Genomic DNA, 16,630 nt, shown 5'->3' with positions numbered 1-16,630 from the left:
TGGTGGCCCCTCGACTTGACGGGCGCGTGGAGGTGGTCACCGGGGGCGACGCCGCACCGGTGCTGATCCCGCAGGGGAACGGCCTCGCCTCCGTGCTGACCGCCGAGGAGAACTGCCTCCTGCCCCTCGTCGCCCGCGGCCTGCCGGCAAAGCAGGCCCGGGCCCGCGTCCGGAGAGCGCTCGCCGACGTCGGCCTGGAGGAGTCGGCCGGCCACCTCATCGAGGAGCTGTCCGGCGGCCAACAACAGCGCGTCGCCGTTGCCCGCGCTCTCGCCACCGAGCCGGTGGTCCTGCTCGCCGACGAGCCGACGTCCGAGCTCGACCACACCAACCGGGAACGGGTGCTCGCGCTCCTGCGTGGTGTCGCCGAACGGGGCGGCACCGTCGTCATGGCGACCCACGACCCGGAGGCCGCCCTCGCCGCGGACGATGCCCTGCACCTGGACGCCGGACAGGTCGTCTCCGCCGCCGACCATTGAGCCCGAAAAGGTCGCCCCGTCCTCGTGGTGCCCGGGGGCCGGTCCGAGCGTCCGCGATTTGGTCCGGGCCCGGGCGCCGTGCGTATGGTTGATGGCGGCCCACGCCCTGCGGCGGCCACCCCAGTCCTGATCGAGAGGCCCTGCCTGATGTACCGACCCGTGTCGCGTCGCCGTGTGCTCACCGCGGCGTCCGCGGGCGTCCTGTCGCTCGTCTCGCTCGTCGCCTGCACCAGCAACGGTGCCGACGAGACGACGGCGTCGACCGGCACCCCAGCGGTCGCCCCGACCCAGGCGACCTCGGTCGCGACGTCCCTCATCACCGCAGCGAGCCGGGCCCAGGCGGACGCCACGGCCGCCGGCGACGCGGCCCGTGCCAAGGTCTACACCGGGCCGGCGCTCAAGGCCGCCAACGCGCAGGCCAAGGTGCTCGCGGCGGGCTCCGCCGCGCAACGGGCCGAGGCCGAGCTGGGGACCGACGCGACGGTCCTCGGGATCTCGCCGAAGGCCGCTGCCCCTGCCGAGATCATCGCCCGCACGACCCTGAAGAAGTCGAACGCCCCGGTCCTCGTGCTGCTGACCGGCGACCAGAGCGGGCAGAACTTCACGATCGCGGCGATGGCTCCGCTCGTCCAGGACGCGAAGGTCGAGGCGCTCGACCCCACGTCCGAGGGCTCGGGGCTCGTCGGCACCGGCACGGGGCTGGCCGCCAAGCCGTCGGACGTCTCCGCCGCTTGGGCAGCGTCCGTCGCCTTCCCCGACCCCAAGCCGAGCCAGCTCGTCGCCGACGACCCCTGGTCGAGCCAGCTGCGCTCGGACGCGCAGGCCCAGTCGAAGGCCCTCGGCGCCCAGGGCGTCTTCGCCCAGACGCACGAACCTGCCGACATCCTGGGCGGCCTGCGGCTCAAGGGCGGCTCCGGGGCCCTCGTCTTCGCGCACCTGACCCGCACCGACGCCATCGCCCTGCACAAGCCCACCAAGCTCACCCCGAGCAAAGAGGTGACGGCGGTGTCCGGGGTCAAGACCATCACGACCGAGGCACAGCTCACGTCGAGCGAGTTCGTCGCCTTCGTCATCCCGGCCTCCGGTCAGGCCCGCGTCGTCGCTGCCCGGGACCAGCTGATCGCCGCCGAGGCGCACTGAGGAAGGATGGACGCATGACCCAGCAGCCCTTCACCGCAGCCGCGCTCCGCGGCGCCGTCGACCTGTCCGGCCTCAAGCGCCCGGCCGCCGCTCCCGGTGGCGGCGCTGGTGACGGAGCGGGTGCGGCCGCCCCGTCGGGCGACCAGCTCGTCATCGAGGTGACCGATGCCTCGATCCGCGACGTCATCACCGCCAGCACGCAGCACCCGATCGTCCTCGTCCTGTGGTCCACCCGGCTCGCCGAGACGGCCGACTTCGTCTCGACCCTCCGCTCGGTCGCCCAGCAGTACGGCGGGCGGTTCCAGCTCGCGACGGCCGACGTCGACCACAACCCGGCGATCCTGCAGGCCTTCCAGGTGCGCGCCGTCCCGGTGACCTTCGCCCTCGTCCAGGGCCAGCCGGTGCCGCTCTTCGAGGGCGTCCAGCCGGCAGACCAGATCGGTGCCGTCATGGACCAAGTACTCGCGCTCGCGGCCCAGCACGGCGTCACGGGCACGGTCAGCGCTGACGCTGCGGCCCCGGTGGCCGACACGGCACCCGAGGAGCCGCCGCTGCCGCCCCTGCACCAGAAGGCCTTCGACGCCATCGAGTCGGGAGACCTCGACGGCGCGCTCGCGGCCTACCGGGAGGCCCTCGCGCAGAACCCTGCGGACGCCGACGCCAAGGTCGGTCTCGCGCAGGTCGAGCTGCTGCGCCGGACCCAGGGGGTGGACCTGAGCCAGGCGCGCGCCGCGGCGGCGGCCGACCCGACCGACGTCGACGCCCAGATCCTCGCCGCCGACCTCGACCTGCTCGGTGGACACGTCGAGGACGCCTTCCTCCGGCTCATCGAGACCGTCCGGCGCACGAGTGACGCCGACCGCAACCGCACGCGGGAGCACCTCGTCGAGCTCTTCGAAGTGGTCGGTGCCCAGGACGAGCGGGTTGCCAAGGCGCGCAAGTCGCTCATGAGCGCCCTGTTCTGAGCCAACCCGAAGACCCGTCCCGACGACGGACAGGTCAGGAGGAGAGGGCCTGGTCGACGACCGTCTTGGCCTCGGCCTGGACCTGCGCGAGGTGATCGGGCCCCTTGAACGATTCGGCATAGATCTTGTAGACGTCCTCGGTGCCCGAGGGCCGAGCGGCGAACCACGCACTGTCCGTGACCACCTTGAGGCCGCCGATCTTCGCCCCGTTGCCCGGTGCCTCGGTCAGCGTGGCCGTGATCGGCTCGCCGGCGAGGGAGTCGGCGTGCACGTCATTCGCCGAGAGGGCCGCGAGCTTCGCCTTCTGCTCCCGGTCCGCGGGGGCGTCGATGCGCGCGTAGGCGGGTGCGCCGTGCCGGGCGGTGAGGTCGGCGTAGTGGTCGCTCGGCGTGCGGCCCGTCGCCGCGAGGATCTCGGAGGCGAGCAGCGCGAGGATGATGCCGTCCTTGTCCGTCGTCCACACCGACCCGTCGAAGCGCAGGAAGCTCGCGCCCGCGGACTCCTCGCCGCCGAACCCCACCGACCCGTCGAGCAGCCCGGGCACGAACCACTTGAACCCGACGGGCACCTCGAGCAGCCGACGTCCGAGATCGGCCGCGACCCGGTCGATCATCGACGACGAGACGAGCGTCTTGCCGACGGCCGTGTCGGGGCCCCAGCCGGGACGTGCCCCGTAGAGGTACTGGATGGCGACGGCGAGGTAGTGGTTGGGGTTCATCAGGCCCGCACCCGGCGTGACGATGCCGTGCCGGTCCGAGTCGGCGTCGTTGCCGGTCGCGATGTCGTAGGCGTCCTTGTTGCCGATGAGCGAGGCCATCGCGTAGGGCGAGGAGCAGTCCATCCGGATCTTGCCGTCCCAGTCCAGCGTCATGAAGCGCCAGGTCGGGTCGACCGTCGGGTTGACGACGGTGAGGTCGAGCCCGTGCCGCTCGGCGATCTCGGCCCAGTACGCGACGGACGCCCCACCCAGTGGGTCAGCCCCGATCCGTACGCCGGCCTCCCTGATCTTCCCGAGGTCGACGACGTTCGGCAGGTCGTCGACGTAGGTGCCGAGGAAGTCGTATGCCGCTGAGCCGGCTCGCGCCTGCTCGTAGGGGACCCGCTTGACGTCCTTGAGACCGGCCCGGATCAGCTCGTTCGCCCGCTTCGCTATCGTCGACGTCGCGTCGGTGTCGGCGGGGCCGCCGCTCGGGGGGTTGTACTTGAAGCCGCCGTCGCTGGGCGGGTTGTGCGACGGGGTCACAACGATGCCGTCGGCGAGTCCGCTTGCCGCGGAGTCCTTTCCGCGGTTGGCGCGCAGAATGGCGTGGGACACGGCGGGCGTTGGCGTGTAGCCGTCGCGGTCGTCGACAAGGACGGTCACGCCGTTGGCGACGAGGACCTCCAGTGCCGACTTCCACGCGGGCTCGGACAGGCCATGCGTGTCTCGGCCGATGAAGAGCGGACCGTCGTAGCCCTGGCTCGTCCGGTAGTCGACGATGGCCTGGGTCGTGGCGAGGATGTGGTCCTCGTTGAACGCGGTCCGCAGGCTCGAGCCCCGGTGGCCCGACGTTCCGAAGACGACCTGCTCGTCCGGGTTGTCGACGTCGGGGTGCCGGTCGTAGTACGCACCGACGAGCTCATCGATGTCGACGAGGTCCTCCGGCCGGGCCGGCTGCCCGGCGCGCGGATCGGTCATGTCGCGTCCTCCTGCTCCTGCGTCGATGACAGGGACTGTGCTGTCGATGGGAGGGGGCTCTGGGCGGTCGGCTCGTCGACGGGCACCACCCACACGGCGGACAGGCGAGCGACGGTCAGCTCAGCGGCATACGGCTGGCCCTGCCACGCCAGCTCGCGTGGCTCGATGACGCGACCGGTGCTGCTCGGCGCGTCGGGGTGGTAGCCGGCGGTGTCCATGACGACGCGCCAACGGCCGCCGCGGGGCAGGCCGATCCGGTAGGACTCGTGGGTCTGCCCGCTGAAGTTGACGACGCAGGCGACGACGGGCGCGGTGTCGCGGTCGCCGCGGCCCCAGCGCAGCCACGAGAAGGTGTTGCCCGCCGCGTCGTCGGCGTTGAGCCACTGGAACCCCGCCGCCTCGGTGTCGAGCTCCCACAGGGCGGGGTGCGAGCGGTAGATCCCGTTGAGGTCCTTGACGAGCGCGTGCACCCGGTAGTGCAGGGGCAGGTCGAGCAGCCACCAGTCGAGGCTGCGGGCGTCGGCCCACTCCGACTCCTGGCCGAACTCGATGCCCATGAAGATGAGCTGCTTGCCGGGGTGCGACCACATGTAGGCGAGGAACGCCCGCAGCGTGGCGGCCTGCTCGTCGCGGCTGCCACGGGACTTGCGCAGCAGCGAACCCTTGCCGTGGACGACCTCGTCGTGGCTGATCGGCAGGACGAAGTTCTCGTCGAAGGCGTAGACGAGGGCGAAGGTGAGGTTGTTGTGGTGGTGCTTGCGGAAGACCGGGTCCTGGCCGAGGTAGCGCAGGGAGTCGTTCATCCAGCCCATGTTCCACTTGAAGCCGAAGCCGAGCCCGCCACGGTCGGTCGGTGCGGTCACGCCGGGGAAGGCGCTCGACTCCTCGGCGATCGTGACGATGCCGGGCGCCCGCTTGTAGACGGTCGCGTTGGTCTCCTTGAGGAAGTCGATCGCCTCGAGGTTCTCGCGGCCGCCGTACTGGTTCGGCAGCCACTCGCCGGCGCGCCGGGAGAAGTCGAGGTAGAGCATCGAGGCGACGGCGTCGACGCGCAGGCCGTCGATGTGGAACTCCTCGATCCAGTAGATGGCGTTGGCGACGAGGAAGTTGCGCACCTCGGGTCGGCCGAAGTCGAAGACGTGCGTGCCCCAGTCGGGTTGGTCGCCGCGCCGCGGGTCGGGGTGCTCGTAGAGCGCCTGCCCGTCGAAGCGAGCGAGGGCGAACGCGTCCTTGGGGAAGTGCCCGGGCACCCAGTCGAGCAGGACGCCGATGCCGGCCTGGTGCAGCCTGTCGACGAGGTAGCGGAACTCGTCGGGCGTGCCGAACCGGGAGGTCGGCGCGAAGTAGCCGGTGACCTGGTAGCCCCAGCTGGGACCGTACGGGTGCTCCATGACGGGGAGCAGCTCGACGTGGGTGAAGCCGAGGTCGACGACGTAGTTGACGAGGTGCTCGGCGAGCTCGACGTAGGTCAGGCCCTGCCGCCAGGAGCCGAGGTGGACCTCGTAGATGCTCATCGGCCCGGTGTGGGGGTTCTCCCGGGCCCGGCGCCGCATCCACTCCTCGTCGGACCACGTGTAGTGCGACTCGGTCACGACGGAGGCGACCTTGGGTGGGATCTCGGTGCGGCGGGCCATCGGGTCGGACTTGGACCGGACGACGTCGTCACTGCCCCGGATGGCGTACTGGTAGTTCGACCCCTCGCCGGCGCCGGGCAGGAACAGCTCCCAGATGCCGGTCTCGCCGAGGCTGCGCATGGGGTGAGAGGTGCGGTTCCACCCGTTGAAGTCGCCCATCACGTGGACGGCCCTCGCGTGGGGCGCCCAGACGGCGAACGACGCACCGGTCACCGGCCCGAGCGGACCGGTGTAGGTGCGGATGTGCGAGCCGAGCACCGTCCAGAGCTGCTCGTGGCGGCCCTCGCTGATGAGGTGCCGGTCGATCTCGCCGAGGGTCGGGGCGAACCGGTAGGGGTCGTCCTGCTCGTGCTCGACCCCGTCCTCGTAGCTGACGAGGAGCCGGTAGTCGTGGGTGCGCTGGACGTCGGGGGAGGTCATCGACCAGACCCCGTCGCGGACGTGCTGCAGCTCGACCCGTTCGCCGGTGTCGAGGCGCGCGGCCACCCCGTGGGCCATCGGCCGGAAGGCGGTGATGGTGAGGCCGCCGGGGCCGAGGTGCTGGCCGAGCAGGTCGTGCGGCTGGGCGTTGCGCCCCTCGAGCAGCGTCGTGATGGCCGGATCGTCCGCCTGCAGTCCCTGCGTCCCCGTCATGTTCTCTCCTTGTCCTCAAGGTCGTCGAGCAGGCGATGGATGGCCGCCAGGGGGATCGGCAGCCACGTCGGTCGGTTGCGGGCCTCGTAGACGACTTCGTACAGCGCCTTGTCGAGCTCGAGGGCTCGGACCAGCGCCAGCCGTGCGTCGTCGTGCGGGCCGGCGACACTGGCGTACCCAGTCAGGAAGGACTCCCGACATGCCGCCGCCCAGTTGGTGGCGTCGACCGAGGGGTCGGCCAGCCGCACGGAGCCGGCCGCGTAGTCGAAGGAGCGCAGCATGCCGGCGATGTCCCGCTCGGGCAGGTCGGGCAGGTTGCGCTCGGCGAGGGGGCGCAGCGGCTCTCCCTCGAAGTCGAGCACGACCCAGCCGCGGTCGGGCACGTCGAGGACCTGGCCGAGGTGGTAGTCGCCGTGGATCCGCTGCAGCCGGGGCCACGGCACGTCGAGGACGCCCCGCAGCGCGGCGACGGCGGCCGGGCGACGCTCAGCGAGCCCGGGCACGGTGTCGGCGGCTGCGGCATACCGGCTCTCGAGCTCGGCGACGAGGCGCTCTCGCGCGCCGCGGTCGGCCTCCTCGGTGCCGAGTCGGGAGGCGAGGTCGCGGTGGATCTCGGCCGTGACCGCGCCGAGGTCGCGGGCGCGCTCGGCGAAGTCCGAGCCGGCCGCGGCGGCGACGAGGGCGACGCGCCATGCGTCCTCGACGCCCGGGATGAACTCCTGGGCGAAGGCGAGGTGGCCGTGCTCGGTGCGGCTGCCGTCGGGGGAGTCCCAGGCGCCGCTCAGGTGCCCCGCGGAGGTGGGGACGCGCGTCGACCCGGCCTGCGTCAGGGCGGACTGGACGACGACATCGGGGTTGTCGCCCTCCTGCAGGGTGCGGAACACCTTGACGATGAGGGGCTGCGCCGCGGTCCCGTCGCCGGCCTCCATCTGGCAGATGACCGAGGTGTTGGACTGCTCGCCCGTCAGCACGCTCGAGGTGACGACCGTGCAGCCGAGCTGTCCCGTCGCATGTCCGTGGGCGAGCACGTTGGACCCCACCGACGCCTCGGCGTCCTCGGTGTCGGCCGACGACAGGATCGTCGCGACGAGGCTCCGGGCGTAGACGGGGTCGTGGGGCGCGTCGTAGACCCACCGCGGGCCGAGCACGCTGTGCTCCGTCGTGCCGACGAGCGCGCGGTCCGCGCCGGCGAGGGGGGCGCCGCGGTAGGTCAGCGGCACCTGGTAGACGACCGGCGGGCTCGCGGTCTCGTCGAGCAGCAGCAGGGTCTCCATGCCGACCTCGCCGTCCGGATCCTCGAGGCGGAAGCCGCCGACCCGCCGCAGCCGCGGCGTGCGGCCCTTGCCGGCGTACCAGCGCTGCCCCTCGACCCAGCCCGTGACGAGCTCGATCTTCGACGGCTCGAGGCGGGCGCCGTGGTGGATGATCGCCATCAGGCCCCCTCTCCCGGCGCGACCTGCAGCCAGAAGAAGTCGCGCGACCCGAGCGTGATGGTGACCCGCCCGTCGGCGGCGACCCACGGGAAGCCGCTGCCGCCGAAGAGGTCGATCAGCTGGCGCTCGCCGAGGTGCTCGGGCAGCTGGATCGTGGCGGCCTGCGGGCGGCTGGAGAGGTTGTTGACGCACAGCACGGTCTCGCCCGGTTCCGTGCCGTCGGCCTCGAAGGACCGGACGAAGGACAGGAGCGCGTCGTTGTCGTTGGGCGCGATGGTGAAGTCGCCCAGGCCGAACACGGGGTGGCGCCCGCGGACCTGGAGCATGCCACGCACCCAGTGCAGCAGCGACGAGGACGATGCCATCGACGCCTCGACATTCACGTTGTTGTAGTGGTAGACGAGGCTGGAGATGACCGGCAGATAGAGCTTGCCCGGATCGACGCTCGAGAAGCCCGCGTTGCGGTCAGGCGTCCACTGCATCGGCGTGCGAACGGCGTCACGGTCGTTCAGCCAGATGTTGTCGCCCATGCCGATCTCGTCGCCGTAGTAGAGGCAGGGCGAGCCGGGCAGCGACAGGATGAGCGCGTGGATCAGCTCGATCTCGGGGCGCGAGTTGTCGAGCAGCGGCGCCAGACGTCGGCGGATGCCGATGTTGGCCCGCATCCGGGGATCCGGCGCGTACCAGCCGTACATCGCCGCCCGCTCCTCGGGCGTGACCATCTCGAGCGTCAGCTCGTCGTGGTTGCGCAGGAAGGTGCCCCACTGGGCACCGGACGGGATCTCGGGCGTGTCGGCGAGGACGTCGACGATCGGGTGGGCCTTCTCCTCGCGCAGCGCGTAGAAGAGGCGCGGCATGACGGGGAAGTGGAAGCACATCTGGCACTCGGGCGCCCCCTCGGTGCCGAAGTAGTCCACGACCTCGCTGGGGGGCTGGTTGGCCTCGGCGAGCAGGACGCGGCCGGGGTACTCCTCGTCGACCATGGCGCGCAGCCTGGCGAGGAACTCATGGGTCCTCGGCAGGTTCTCGCAGTTGGTGCCCTCCTCCTCGAAGAGGTAGGGCACGGCGTCGAGGCGGAACCCGTCGATGCCGAGGTCCATCCAGAAGCGGACGATGTCGAACATCTCGTCCTGGACGGCCGGGTTCTCGAAGTTGAGGTCGGGCTGGTGGGAGAAGAACCGGTGCCAGAAGAACTGCCGGCGCACGGCGTCGAAGGTCCAGTTGGAGACCTCCGTGTCGACGAAGATGATCCTGGCGTCGGCATAGGGCTCGTCGGTGTCGGACCACACGTAGTAGTCGCCGTAGGGCCCCTCGGGCTCGGCCCGGGACGCCTGGAACCACGGGTGCTGGTCGCTCGTGTGGTTCATCACGAGGTCGGTGACGATCCGGATGCCACGAGCGTGGGCCTGCGAGACGAGCTCGGTGAACTCGGGCAGCGTGCCGAACTCGGGCAGGATCGCCTTGTAGTCCGCGATGTCGTAGCCGCCGTCGCGCAGAGGCGAGGCATAGAAGGGCGGCAGCCACAAGCAGTCCACGCCGAGCCACTGGAGGTAGTCGAGCCGGCCGATCAGCCCGGTGAAGTCGCCGGCGCCCGACCCCTTGGAGTCGCTGAATGCGCGCACGAGGACCTCGTAGAAGACAGCCGTCCGGTACCAGTGCGGGTCGTGGCGCAGGCCCGGCTGGGAGAGGTTGAGTCCCTGCACGTCAGTGGCTCCTCACCGCGAGGATGTGGACCGGCTCCCAGTCGGGCCCGACGCGCACGAAGTTGTCCGACCCCCAGTCCCACCAGCTGTCGGTGATGAGGTCGTGGGCCGAGAAGGACGACCAGCTCGCCATCCCGAGGGCCTCCATGTCGAGGTGGATCATCGTCTCGCGCGTCGCGTGCGGGTCGAGGTTGGCGACGACGAGGACCGTGTCACGCTCGCCGTCCACGACCCGACTCTTCGAGAAGACGAGGACGTTCTCGTCGTCGGCGCTGTGGAAGCGCAGGTTGCGCAGCCACCGCAGTGCAGGGTGGCCGGCCCGGATCTCGTTGAGGCGCTGCAGGTACCCGGCCAGGTTCTGCCCCTCGAGCGGGCCACCGGGCTCGTAGAGCTCCCAGTGCCGGTCCTTGTACTCGTACTTCTCGTTGTCGAGCTGCTCCTCGGCGCCGGGCCGGGCCACGTGCTCCATCAGCTCGTAGCCGGTGTAGATGCCGTAGGTCGGCGACAGCATCGCCGCGACGGCGGCGCGCACCTTCCACGCAGTCGGCCCGCCGTACTGCATGTAGGGCGTGAGGATGTCGTGCGTCGTGGGCCAGAAGGAGGGACGCATGTAGGCGGCCGAGTCGCCGGCGAGCTCGCGGCCGTACTCCTCGAGCTCCCAGCGCTGGTTGCGCCAGGCGTAGTAGGTGTAGCTCTGCTGGAAGCCCACCGCCGCGAGCGCATGCATCATGGCTGGCTTCGTGAACGCCTCGGCCAGCCAGATCGTCTCGGGGTACTGCTGGGCGACGTCGGCGATGAGCCACTGCCAGAAGGCGACCGGCTTGGTGTGCGGGTTGTCGACCCGGAAGATGCGCACGCCGTGGTCGAGCCAGACCTGGATGACGCGGCGCACCTCGGCATAGGCGCTCGCCGGGTCGTTGTCGAAGTTGAGCGGGTAGATGTCCTGGTACTTCTTCGGCGGGTTCTCCGCGTAGGCGATCGTGCCGTCCGCACGAGTCGTGAACAGCTCGGGGTGACTCGCGACCCAGGGGTGGTCGGGGGAGGCCTGCAGGGCGATGTCGAGGGCCACCTCGAGCCCGTTGCGCCCCGCCTCGGCGACGAAGTGGTCGAAGTCCTCGAAGGTGCCCAGGTCGGGATGGATCGCGTCGTGCCCTCCCTCGGGGGAGCCGATGGCATAAGGCGATCCGGGGTCATCCGGCCCGGCGACGAGGGTGTTGTTCGGGCCCTTGCGGGCCGTCGTGCCGATCGGGTGCACGGGCGTGAGGTAGACGACGTCGAAGCCCATCCGTGCGATGGCCGGCAGCCGCCCGGCCGCCGTGCGCAGCGTGCCCGAGACCCAGCACGCCTGCTCCTCGTCGTAGTGGGCGCCCTCCGAGCGGGGGAAGATCTCGTACCACGCGCCGTAGAGGGCTCGCTCGCGCTCGACGAGCAGGTGGTATGCCGCTGACGGCGAGACGAGCTCACGCAGGGGCAGCAGGTGGTGCAGTCCGCGAACCTCGTCGGTGGTGGCGGCGGCGAACCGCTCGACGGCCGGCCGGCTCGGGTCCCGGAGGGCCTCGAGGGCGCGGTCGAGGGGGGTCGTGTCGGCCCCCTGGCCGGCGACCGCCCGACGGAACCGCTCGAGCACCAGGACCCCCTCGGCGCACATGAGCTCCTCGTCGATGCCGGCGCCGATCTTGATCTCCGCGTCGTGGCTCCACGTCGCGTAGGGGTCGGACCAGCCCTCCACCCGGTAGCGCCACCAACCCGTGCGGTCGGCCACGACGGTCGTGCTCCACTCGGACAGGCCGGGGTTGTCGCAGTGCATCGGGAAGTAGTGGTCGCTGCCGTCGGGGTCGGTCAGGACGGCGGTCGCGTTGACGGCGTCGTGGCCCTCCCGGAAGACCTTGGCCCGCACGACGAACTCCTCGCCGACGACGGACTTGGCGGGTAGCAGGCCGTTCTCGACGACGGGCTGCACCGCGAGGACGGGGATGCGGCCGACGCGGCGCACGCCCTGCGGGACACCGCGGAGGGGAGGCAGAGCCGACACGTCGCCCTCCGGGGCGAGGTGGGTGGCCCCGGCCTCGGTGTCGTCGACGAACGCGTCGTCGGCCGCGGGGCCGGGTGGCGGTGCGTCGGTCTGGGGAGCGGGACGGGGGGCGGCCGCGGGCAGGGGTCCGCCGACCGAGCGTGCACGGGACTTCTTCGAGGAGCCTGTCACGCCTCGACCGTATCGAATCGGGCCGCTGCACGGCGCGGCGTGCCGGGCCGGCGCAGCCCGCCGACCGGCTCGCGTGCGCGCGCGTGCAAAGGCGCTGCAAGGACTGCAAGAACCCGACAACCACGCGGCGCGTCGGCGTCTATGCTGGTGGCCCGTGAAGGCCATTCGACGATTCAGCGTGCGCACTGTCCTGCCGAACCGCATCGAGGGGCTCGGCGTGCTCGCCAGCAACCTCCGCTGGTCGTGGCATCCGCCGACCCGCGACCTGTTCGAGAGCATCGACGCGGGGAAGTGGACCGCGGCCAAGCACGACCCGGTCAAGCTCCTCTCGCGCCTCTCGGCGGACGAGCTGGCGGCCCTCGCGGCCGACGACGAGTTCGTCGGACGGGTCGTCGCCGCGAACGAGGACCTGCATCACTACCTCACGGAGGAGCGCTGGTACCAGCGGTGGAGCCGCGAGCAGGAGGAGCGGGGCGCCGCGGCGCCGCAGGCCATCGCCTACTTCAGTCCGGAGTTCGGGATCACTGCCGTCCTGCCGCAGTACTCCGGCGGCCTTGGCATCCTCGCCGGCGACCACCTCAAGACCGCCTCCGACCTTGGCGTCCCGATCGTCGGCGTCGGCCTCTTCTACAAGACCGGCTACTTCAAGCAGAAGCTCTCGCGCGACGGCTGGCAGCTCGAGACCTACCCCGTCCTCGATCCCGACGAGCTGCCGCTGTCCCTCCTGCGCGAGGAGGACGACACCCCGGCCGTCGTCTCGATCGACCTGCCCGCGGGTCGTGTCCTGCACGCCCACGTCTGGAAGGCCCAGGTCGGCCGGGTTCCGCTGCTGCTCCTCGACTCCGACGTCCCGGGCAACGACGAGGCCGCCCGCCGGGTCACCGAGACGCTCTACGGCGGCGGCGGCGACACCCGGCTCGAGCAGGAGCTGCTCCTCGGGATCGGCGGCGTCCGCGCGCTCCGCCTCTGGTCCCGCCTTACCGGAGCTCCGGCGCCGGAGGTCTACCACACCAACGAGGGCCACGCCGGCTTCCTCGGCGTCGAGCGGATCGCCGAGCTGATCCGGGACGAGGGGCTCACCTTCGACCAGGCGCTCGAAGCGGTCCGCGCCGCAACGGTGTTCACGACCCACACCCCCGTCCCTGCGGGGATCGACCGGTTCCCGGCCGACAAGATCAACCTCTACTTCGGTGGTGCGCTCGAGATCCCGGGCGTCCCCGTCGACCGGCTGCTGGCGCTGGGCGCAGAGGGCTACGAGGGCGGCACCCCTGGCATCTTCAACATGGCGGTGATGGGTCTGCGGCTCGCCCAGCGGGCCAACGGCGTCTCCAAACTCCACGGGGTCGTCAGCCGCGAGATGTTCGACGGTCTGTGGCCCGGCTTCGACGACGTCGAGGTGCCGATCACGAGCATCACCAACGGTGTCCATCCCCCCACGTGGGTCGACCGCCAGGTCTACGACGCCGCCCGCACGCACCTCGGCACGGCCGACCTGGCGGCCGACGACGCATGGGACCGCATCGACGAGATCCCCGCCGAGGCGATCTGGCACACGAAGGCCCAGATGCGCCGGCAGCTCATCGAGGACGCCCGTCGGCGCCTGCGCTCGTCATGGCGCAAGCGCGGCGCGACGAAGGCCGAGCTCGGCTGGGTCGACGACGTGCTCGACCCCAACGTCCTGACCATCGGCTTCGCCCGCCGCGTGCCCACCTACAAGCGACTGACGCTCATGCTGAGCGACACCGACCGGCTCAAGTCGCTCCTGCTCCACCCGACCCGGCCGGTCCAGCTCGTCATCGCGGGCAAGTCGCACCCGGCCGACGAGACCGGCAAGCGGCTCATCCAGCAGATGGTCCAGTTCACCGACGACCCGGAGGTGCGCCACCGGATCGTCTTCCTGCCGAACTACGACATCGCGATGGCCCAGCTGCTCTACCCGGGGTGCGACGTCTGGCTCAACAACCCGCTGCGCCCCTTCGAGGCGTGCGGCACGTCCGGCATGAAGGCTGCGCTGAACGGCGGCCTCAACCTGTCGATCCTCGACGGCTGGTGGGACGAGTGGTTCGACGGGCGCAACGGCTGGGCCATCCCCACGGCGGACGGCGTCGATGACCCGGACCGCCGCGACGACATCGAGGCGGCCGCCCTCTACGACCTCATCGAGCACAACGTCACGGTCCCGTTCTACGACCGCGGCGCCGACGGGCTGCCCCACACGTGGATCTCGATGATGACCCACACGCTCAAGACGCTCGGGCCGAAGGTCCTCGCCGGCCGGATGGTCAAGGAGTACACCGAGCGGCTCTACGCTCCGGCGGCCGCTGCCGGGCGGGCGATGGACGGCCCGGCCTGGAAGGGCGCCAAGGACCTGGCCGCCTACAAGACGAAGGTGCGTCAGGCCTGGCCCGCCGTCGAGGTCGAGCACGTCGAGTCGTGGGGCGTCTCCGACTCGCCGCAGATCGGCGACACCCTCCACGTGAAGGCCTTCATCGACCTGGCCGGGCTCAGTCCGGACGAGGTGGCCGTCCAGCTCGTCCACGGGCGGGTCACCGGTGACGACGACCTGACCGAGATCGCCGTCGCCGCCCTCGGCTACGAGGAGACCGACGGCGAGGCCCGGGCCGTCTACAGCGGCGAGATCTGCATGGACCGCACCGGCTCGTTCGGCTACAGCGTCCGTGTCGTGCCGAGACACGGCGGCCTCGCCTCCTACGCCGAGATGGGCCTGGCCCGGATCGCCTGAGACCGGATCACCCGAGGCCGGGTCACCTGGGGCCCGGCCACGCGCACAGGGGTGCCGCTCGGCTCACCGAGCTGAGCGGCATACCTGCGCCGGGGAAGGGCACGACCGGCATCCGGTCGCGTCGATCGCCTGCTGCGGTAGCGACCATGATGGAGGGCTGTGGACCACTTCCTCGTCATCGTGCTCGTCGGCGTCGCGGTCTTCGCGGTCGCCGCGGCCGCCCAGGCGGTGACCGGCTTCGGCTCGGCCCTCGTCGGTGTGCCGCTGCTCGCGGTCGTCGTGGACCCGGTCGCGGCGGTCGTCTCGGTGACAGCGGTCGCCTTCGTCATGACGACGGCGGCGGTGCGCCGCGAACGGCACCACCTCGAGGGCAGCACGGTGCGGCGCTTCGTGGTCTGGGGCCTGCTGGGGCTGCCGATCGGCCTGGCGGCCCTGCGACTGCTCCCGCCGGCCCGGCTCACCCTCGTCATGGCAGTGGTCCTGCTCCTGCTGGTCGGCCTGCTGGCGGCGGGGATCCGGCTCCCCTCGGGACCGGTCGCCCAGCGCGTGGCCGGCGTGACGAGTGGCGCGCTGCTGACGTCGACCGGCATGAACGGCCCGCCCCTCGTCGTCATGTTCCAGGCGATGGGCATGTCGCCGCTGCGCTTCCGGGCCACGCTCCAGGCCGTCTTCAGCATCCAGGACCTGCTGGCCGTCGTCGGGTTCGCCGTCGTCGGCAGCTTCAGCCGCACCGCGCTCCTGCTCGTCCTCGGCGGGATGGCGGGTATGCCGCTGGGCTGGGCGGTCGGCGACCGCGCCTTCCGCGCCCTGTCGCCGGTCGTGTTCCGCCGGATCGTGCTCGGTCTGCTGGCGGTCACCGCCGTCGTCGCGGGGACGAAGGCGCTGGCCTGAGCAGGGGCCGAGGGGCGCGGGTCAGCCCCGGCTGACGATGCGCCACACGCGCAGGGAGGCGCTCGTCATCGGTGCCTCGCCCCCGGCCGGCACGGTGAGCGACGGGCCGCCGGGGCGTTCCCACGCGCTGTCCCAGAGCAGGTCGTAGGCCGCGGAGCCGGGTGCGCGGGGCAGGGTGACCTCTGCGCCCCACGCGGAGCCGTTGAGACTGAGCAGGACCGAGTCGTGCCCGAGCGGGCCGCCGTTGAAGAGCGCCTGCAGGACATCGACGCTCGGCCCGTCCCAGCGGTGGCCCATCGGCTCACCGTCCCCGGCGTACCAGGCCAGGTCGGGAGAGCCGTCGGCGCCGAGCGGTCGTCCGGAGAAGAACGACCGCTGACGCAGGACCGGGTGCTTGGCGCGCAGCTCGATGAGGTGCCGGGTCGTCGCGAGCAGGTCCTCCTGCCACGGCTCGAGGTCCCAGGCGAACCAGCTCGTCTCGTTGTCCTGGCTGTAGGGGTTGTTGTTGCCGCCCTGGCTGCGGCCGAACTCGTCGCCGCCGTTGATCATCGGCACGCCGGCCGACAGGAGCAGGGTGCCGAGCAGGTTGCGCATCGAGCGGCGCCGCCCCGCCGCGACCTCGACGTCGTCGGTCGGCCCTTCGTGCCCGTGGTTCCACGAGCGGTTGTCGTTGCTGCCGTCGGTGCCGGCGTGGCCGTTGGCCTCGTTGTGCTTGTGGTCGTAGCGGGTCAGGTCGGCGATGGTGAAGCCGTCGTGGGCGGTGACGAAGTTCGTCGAGGCCGTCGTCCCCCGGCCCTGGCCGCCGAAGAGGTCCTGTGACCCGGTGAGCCGGGTCGCGAGGTCGCGGACGCCGTGCCCGACGTGCCCGGCGCTCGACGCGGCGAGGTCGCGCAGCCAGTAGGTCCGCGCCGCGTCCCGGTAGCGGTCGTTCCACTCGGCGAACGGCGGGGGGAACTGGCCGGTGCGCCAGCCGTGCATCCCGACGTCCCACGGCTCGGCGATGAGCTTGACCTGCGAGAGGACCGGGTCGGTGCGCAGCGCGACGTGGAACGGATGGTCGGGGTCGTAGCCCTCGTCCCTGCCGCGAGCCAGCGCGACGGCGAGGTCGAAGCGGAAGCCGTCGACGTG

The 16,630-nt window shown here is 71.5% G+C and carries 10 protein-coding genes and 1 pseudogene; 5 read left to right on the top strand and 6 right to left on the bottom strand.

Annotated elements, in window-relative coordinates; genetic code table 11:
- From N864_RS26245 to N864_RS11165, 3 genes are all read left to right on the top strand, one after another.
- Positions 1–479 (top strand): ATP-binding cassette domain-containing protein (locus tag N864_RS26245; RefSeq protein WP_155892903.1); only part of this gene is annotated, 479 nt, incomplete at its 5' end.
- Between the two features lie 159 nt (positions 480–638).
- Positions 639–1,619 carry a DUF8094 domain-containing protein gene (locus N864_RS11170; protein WP_240474295.1) on the top strand — a complete coding sequence of 327 codons (981 nt, stop codon included), beginning with the start codon at positions 639–641 and terminating at the stop codon, positions 1,617–1,619.
- A 14-nt stretch (positions 1,620–1,633) separates the two neighbouring features.
- The gene (locus N864_RS11165) at positions 1,634–2,584 is read left to right on the top strand and encodes a tetratricopeptide repeat protein (RefSeq protein WP_034716567.1); all 951 of its coding nucleotides are present in this window, start codon (positions 1,634–1,636) and stop codon (positions 2,582–2,584) included.
- Between the two features lie 34 nt (positions 2,585–2,618).
- On the opposite strand, the gene pgm is transcribed toward N864_RS11165, so the two are convergent.
- Genes pgm through N864_RS11140 form a run of 5 tightly spaced genes read right to left on the bottom strand, consistent with a single transcriptional unit; the run spans position 2,619 to position 11,868 of the window.
- Positions 2,619–4,262 carry a phosphoglucomutase (alpha-D-glucose-1,6-bisphosphate-dependent) gene (pgm, locus tag N864_RS11160; RefSeq protein WP_034716565.1) on the bottom strand — a complete coding sequence of 548 codons (1,644 nt, stop codon included), beginning with the start codon at positions 4,260–4,262 and terminating at the stop codon, positions 2,619–2,621.
- Complete coding sequence (gene glgB, locus N864_RS26320; protein ID WP_051518467.1) at positions 4,259–6,529, bottom strand: 1,4-alpha-glucan branching protein GlgB; 2,271 nt, start codon at positions 6,527–6,529, stop codon at positions 4,259–4,261. Before glgB ends, pgm begins: the two co-directional genes overlap by 4 nt.
- The gene (locus N864_RS26315; RefSeq protein WP_051518466.1) at positions 6,526–7,962 is read right to left on the bottom strand and encodes a maltokinase N-terminal cap-like domain-containing protein; all 1,437 of its coding nucleotides are present in this window, start codon (positions 7,960–7,962) and stop codon (positions 6,526–6,528) included. Before N864_RS26315 ends, glgB begins: the two co-directional genes overlap by 4 nt.
- Positions 7,962–9,665, bottom strand: a complete 1,704-nt coding sequence (gene treS / locus N864_RS11145) for a maltose alpha-D-glucosyltransferase (RefSeq protein WP_034716563.1) — start codon at positions 9,663–9,665, stop codon at positions 7,962–7,964. The genes N864_RS26315 and treS overlap by 1 nt, the downstream gene beginning before the upstream one ends.
- A 1-nt stretch (position 9,666) precedes the next feature.
- Positions 9,667–11,868, bottom strand: coding sequence for an alpha-1,4-glucan--maltose-1-phosphate maltosyltransferase (locus tag N864_RS11140; RefSeq protein ID WP_420805213.1), 2,202 nt, complete (start codon positions 11,866–11,868; stop codon positions 9,667–9,669).
- Positions 11,869–12,022: 154 nt separating this feature from the next.
- On the opposite strand from N864_RS11140, the gene glgP reads away from it, so the two are divergent.
- Together glgP and N864_RS11130 are read left to right on the top strand one after the other, a co-directional pair.
- Positions 12,023–14,611 (top strand): alpha-glucan family phosphorylase, encoded by a 2,589-nt coding sequence (glgP, locus tag N864_RS11135; RefSeq protein ID WP_034716561.1) that lies wholly within the window; start codon positions 12,023–12,025, stop codon positions 14,609–14,611.
- Between the two features lie 159 nt (positions 14,612–14,770).
- Positions 14,771–15,502, top strand: a complete 732-nt coding sequence (locus N864_RS11130; protein WP_051518465.1) for a sulfite exporter TauE/SafE family protein — start codon at positions 14,771–14,773, stop codon at positions 15,500–15,502.
- 21 nt (positions 15,503–15,523) lie between these two features.
- On the opposite strand, the pseudogene N864_RS25060 reads toward N864_RS11130, so the two are convergent.
- Positions 15,524–16,630 (bottom strand): annotated as a pseudogene (locus N864_RS25060) (glycogen debranching protein GlgX); the annotation flags it as partial.

The sequence above is a fragment of the Intrasporangium chromatireducens Q5-1 genome (assembly GCF_000576575.1).
Classification (GTDB): Bacteria; Actinomycetota; Actinomycetes; order Actinomycetales; family Dermatophilaceae; genus Intrasporangium_A; species Intrasporangium_A chromatireducens.
The sequence above is the reverse complement of the archived record's forward strand: the minus strand, read 5'-3'. Positions and strand labels throughout refer to the sequence as shown.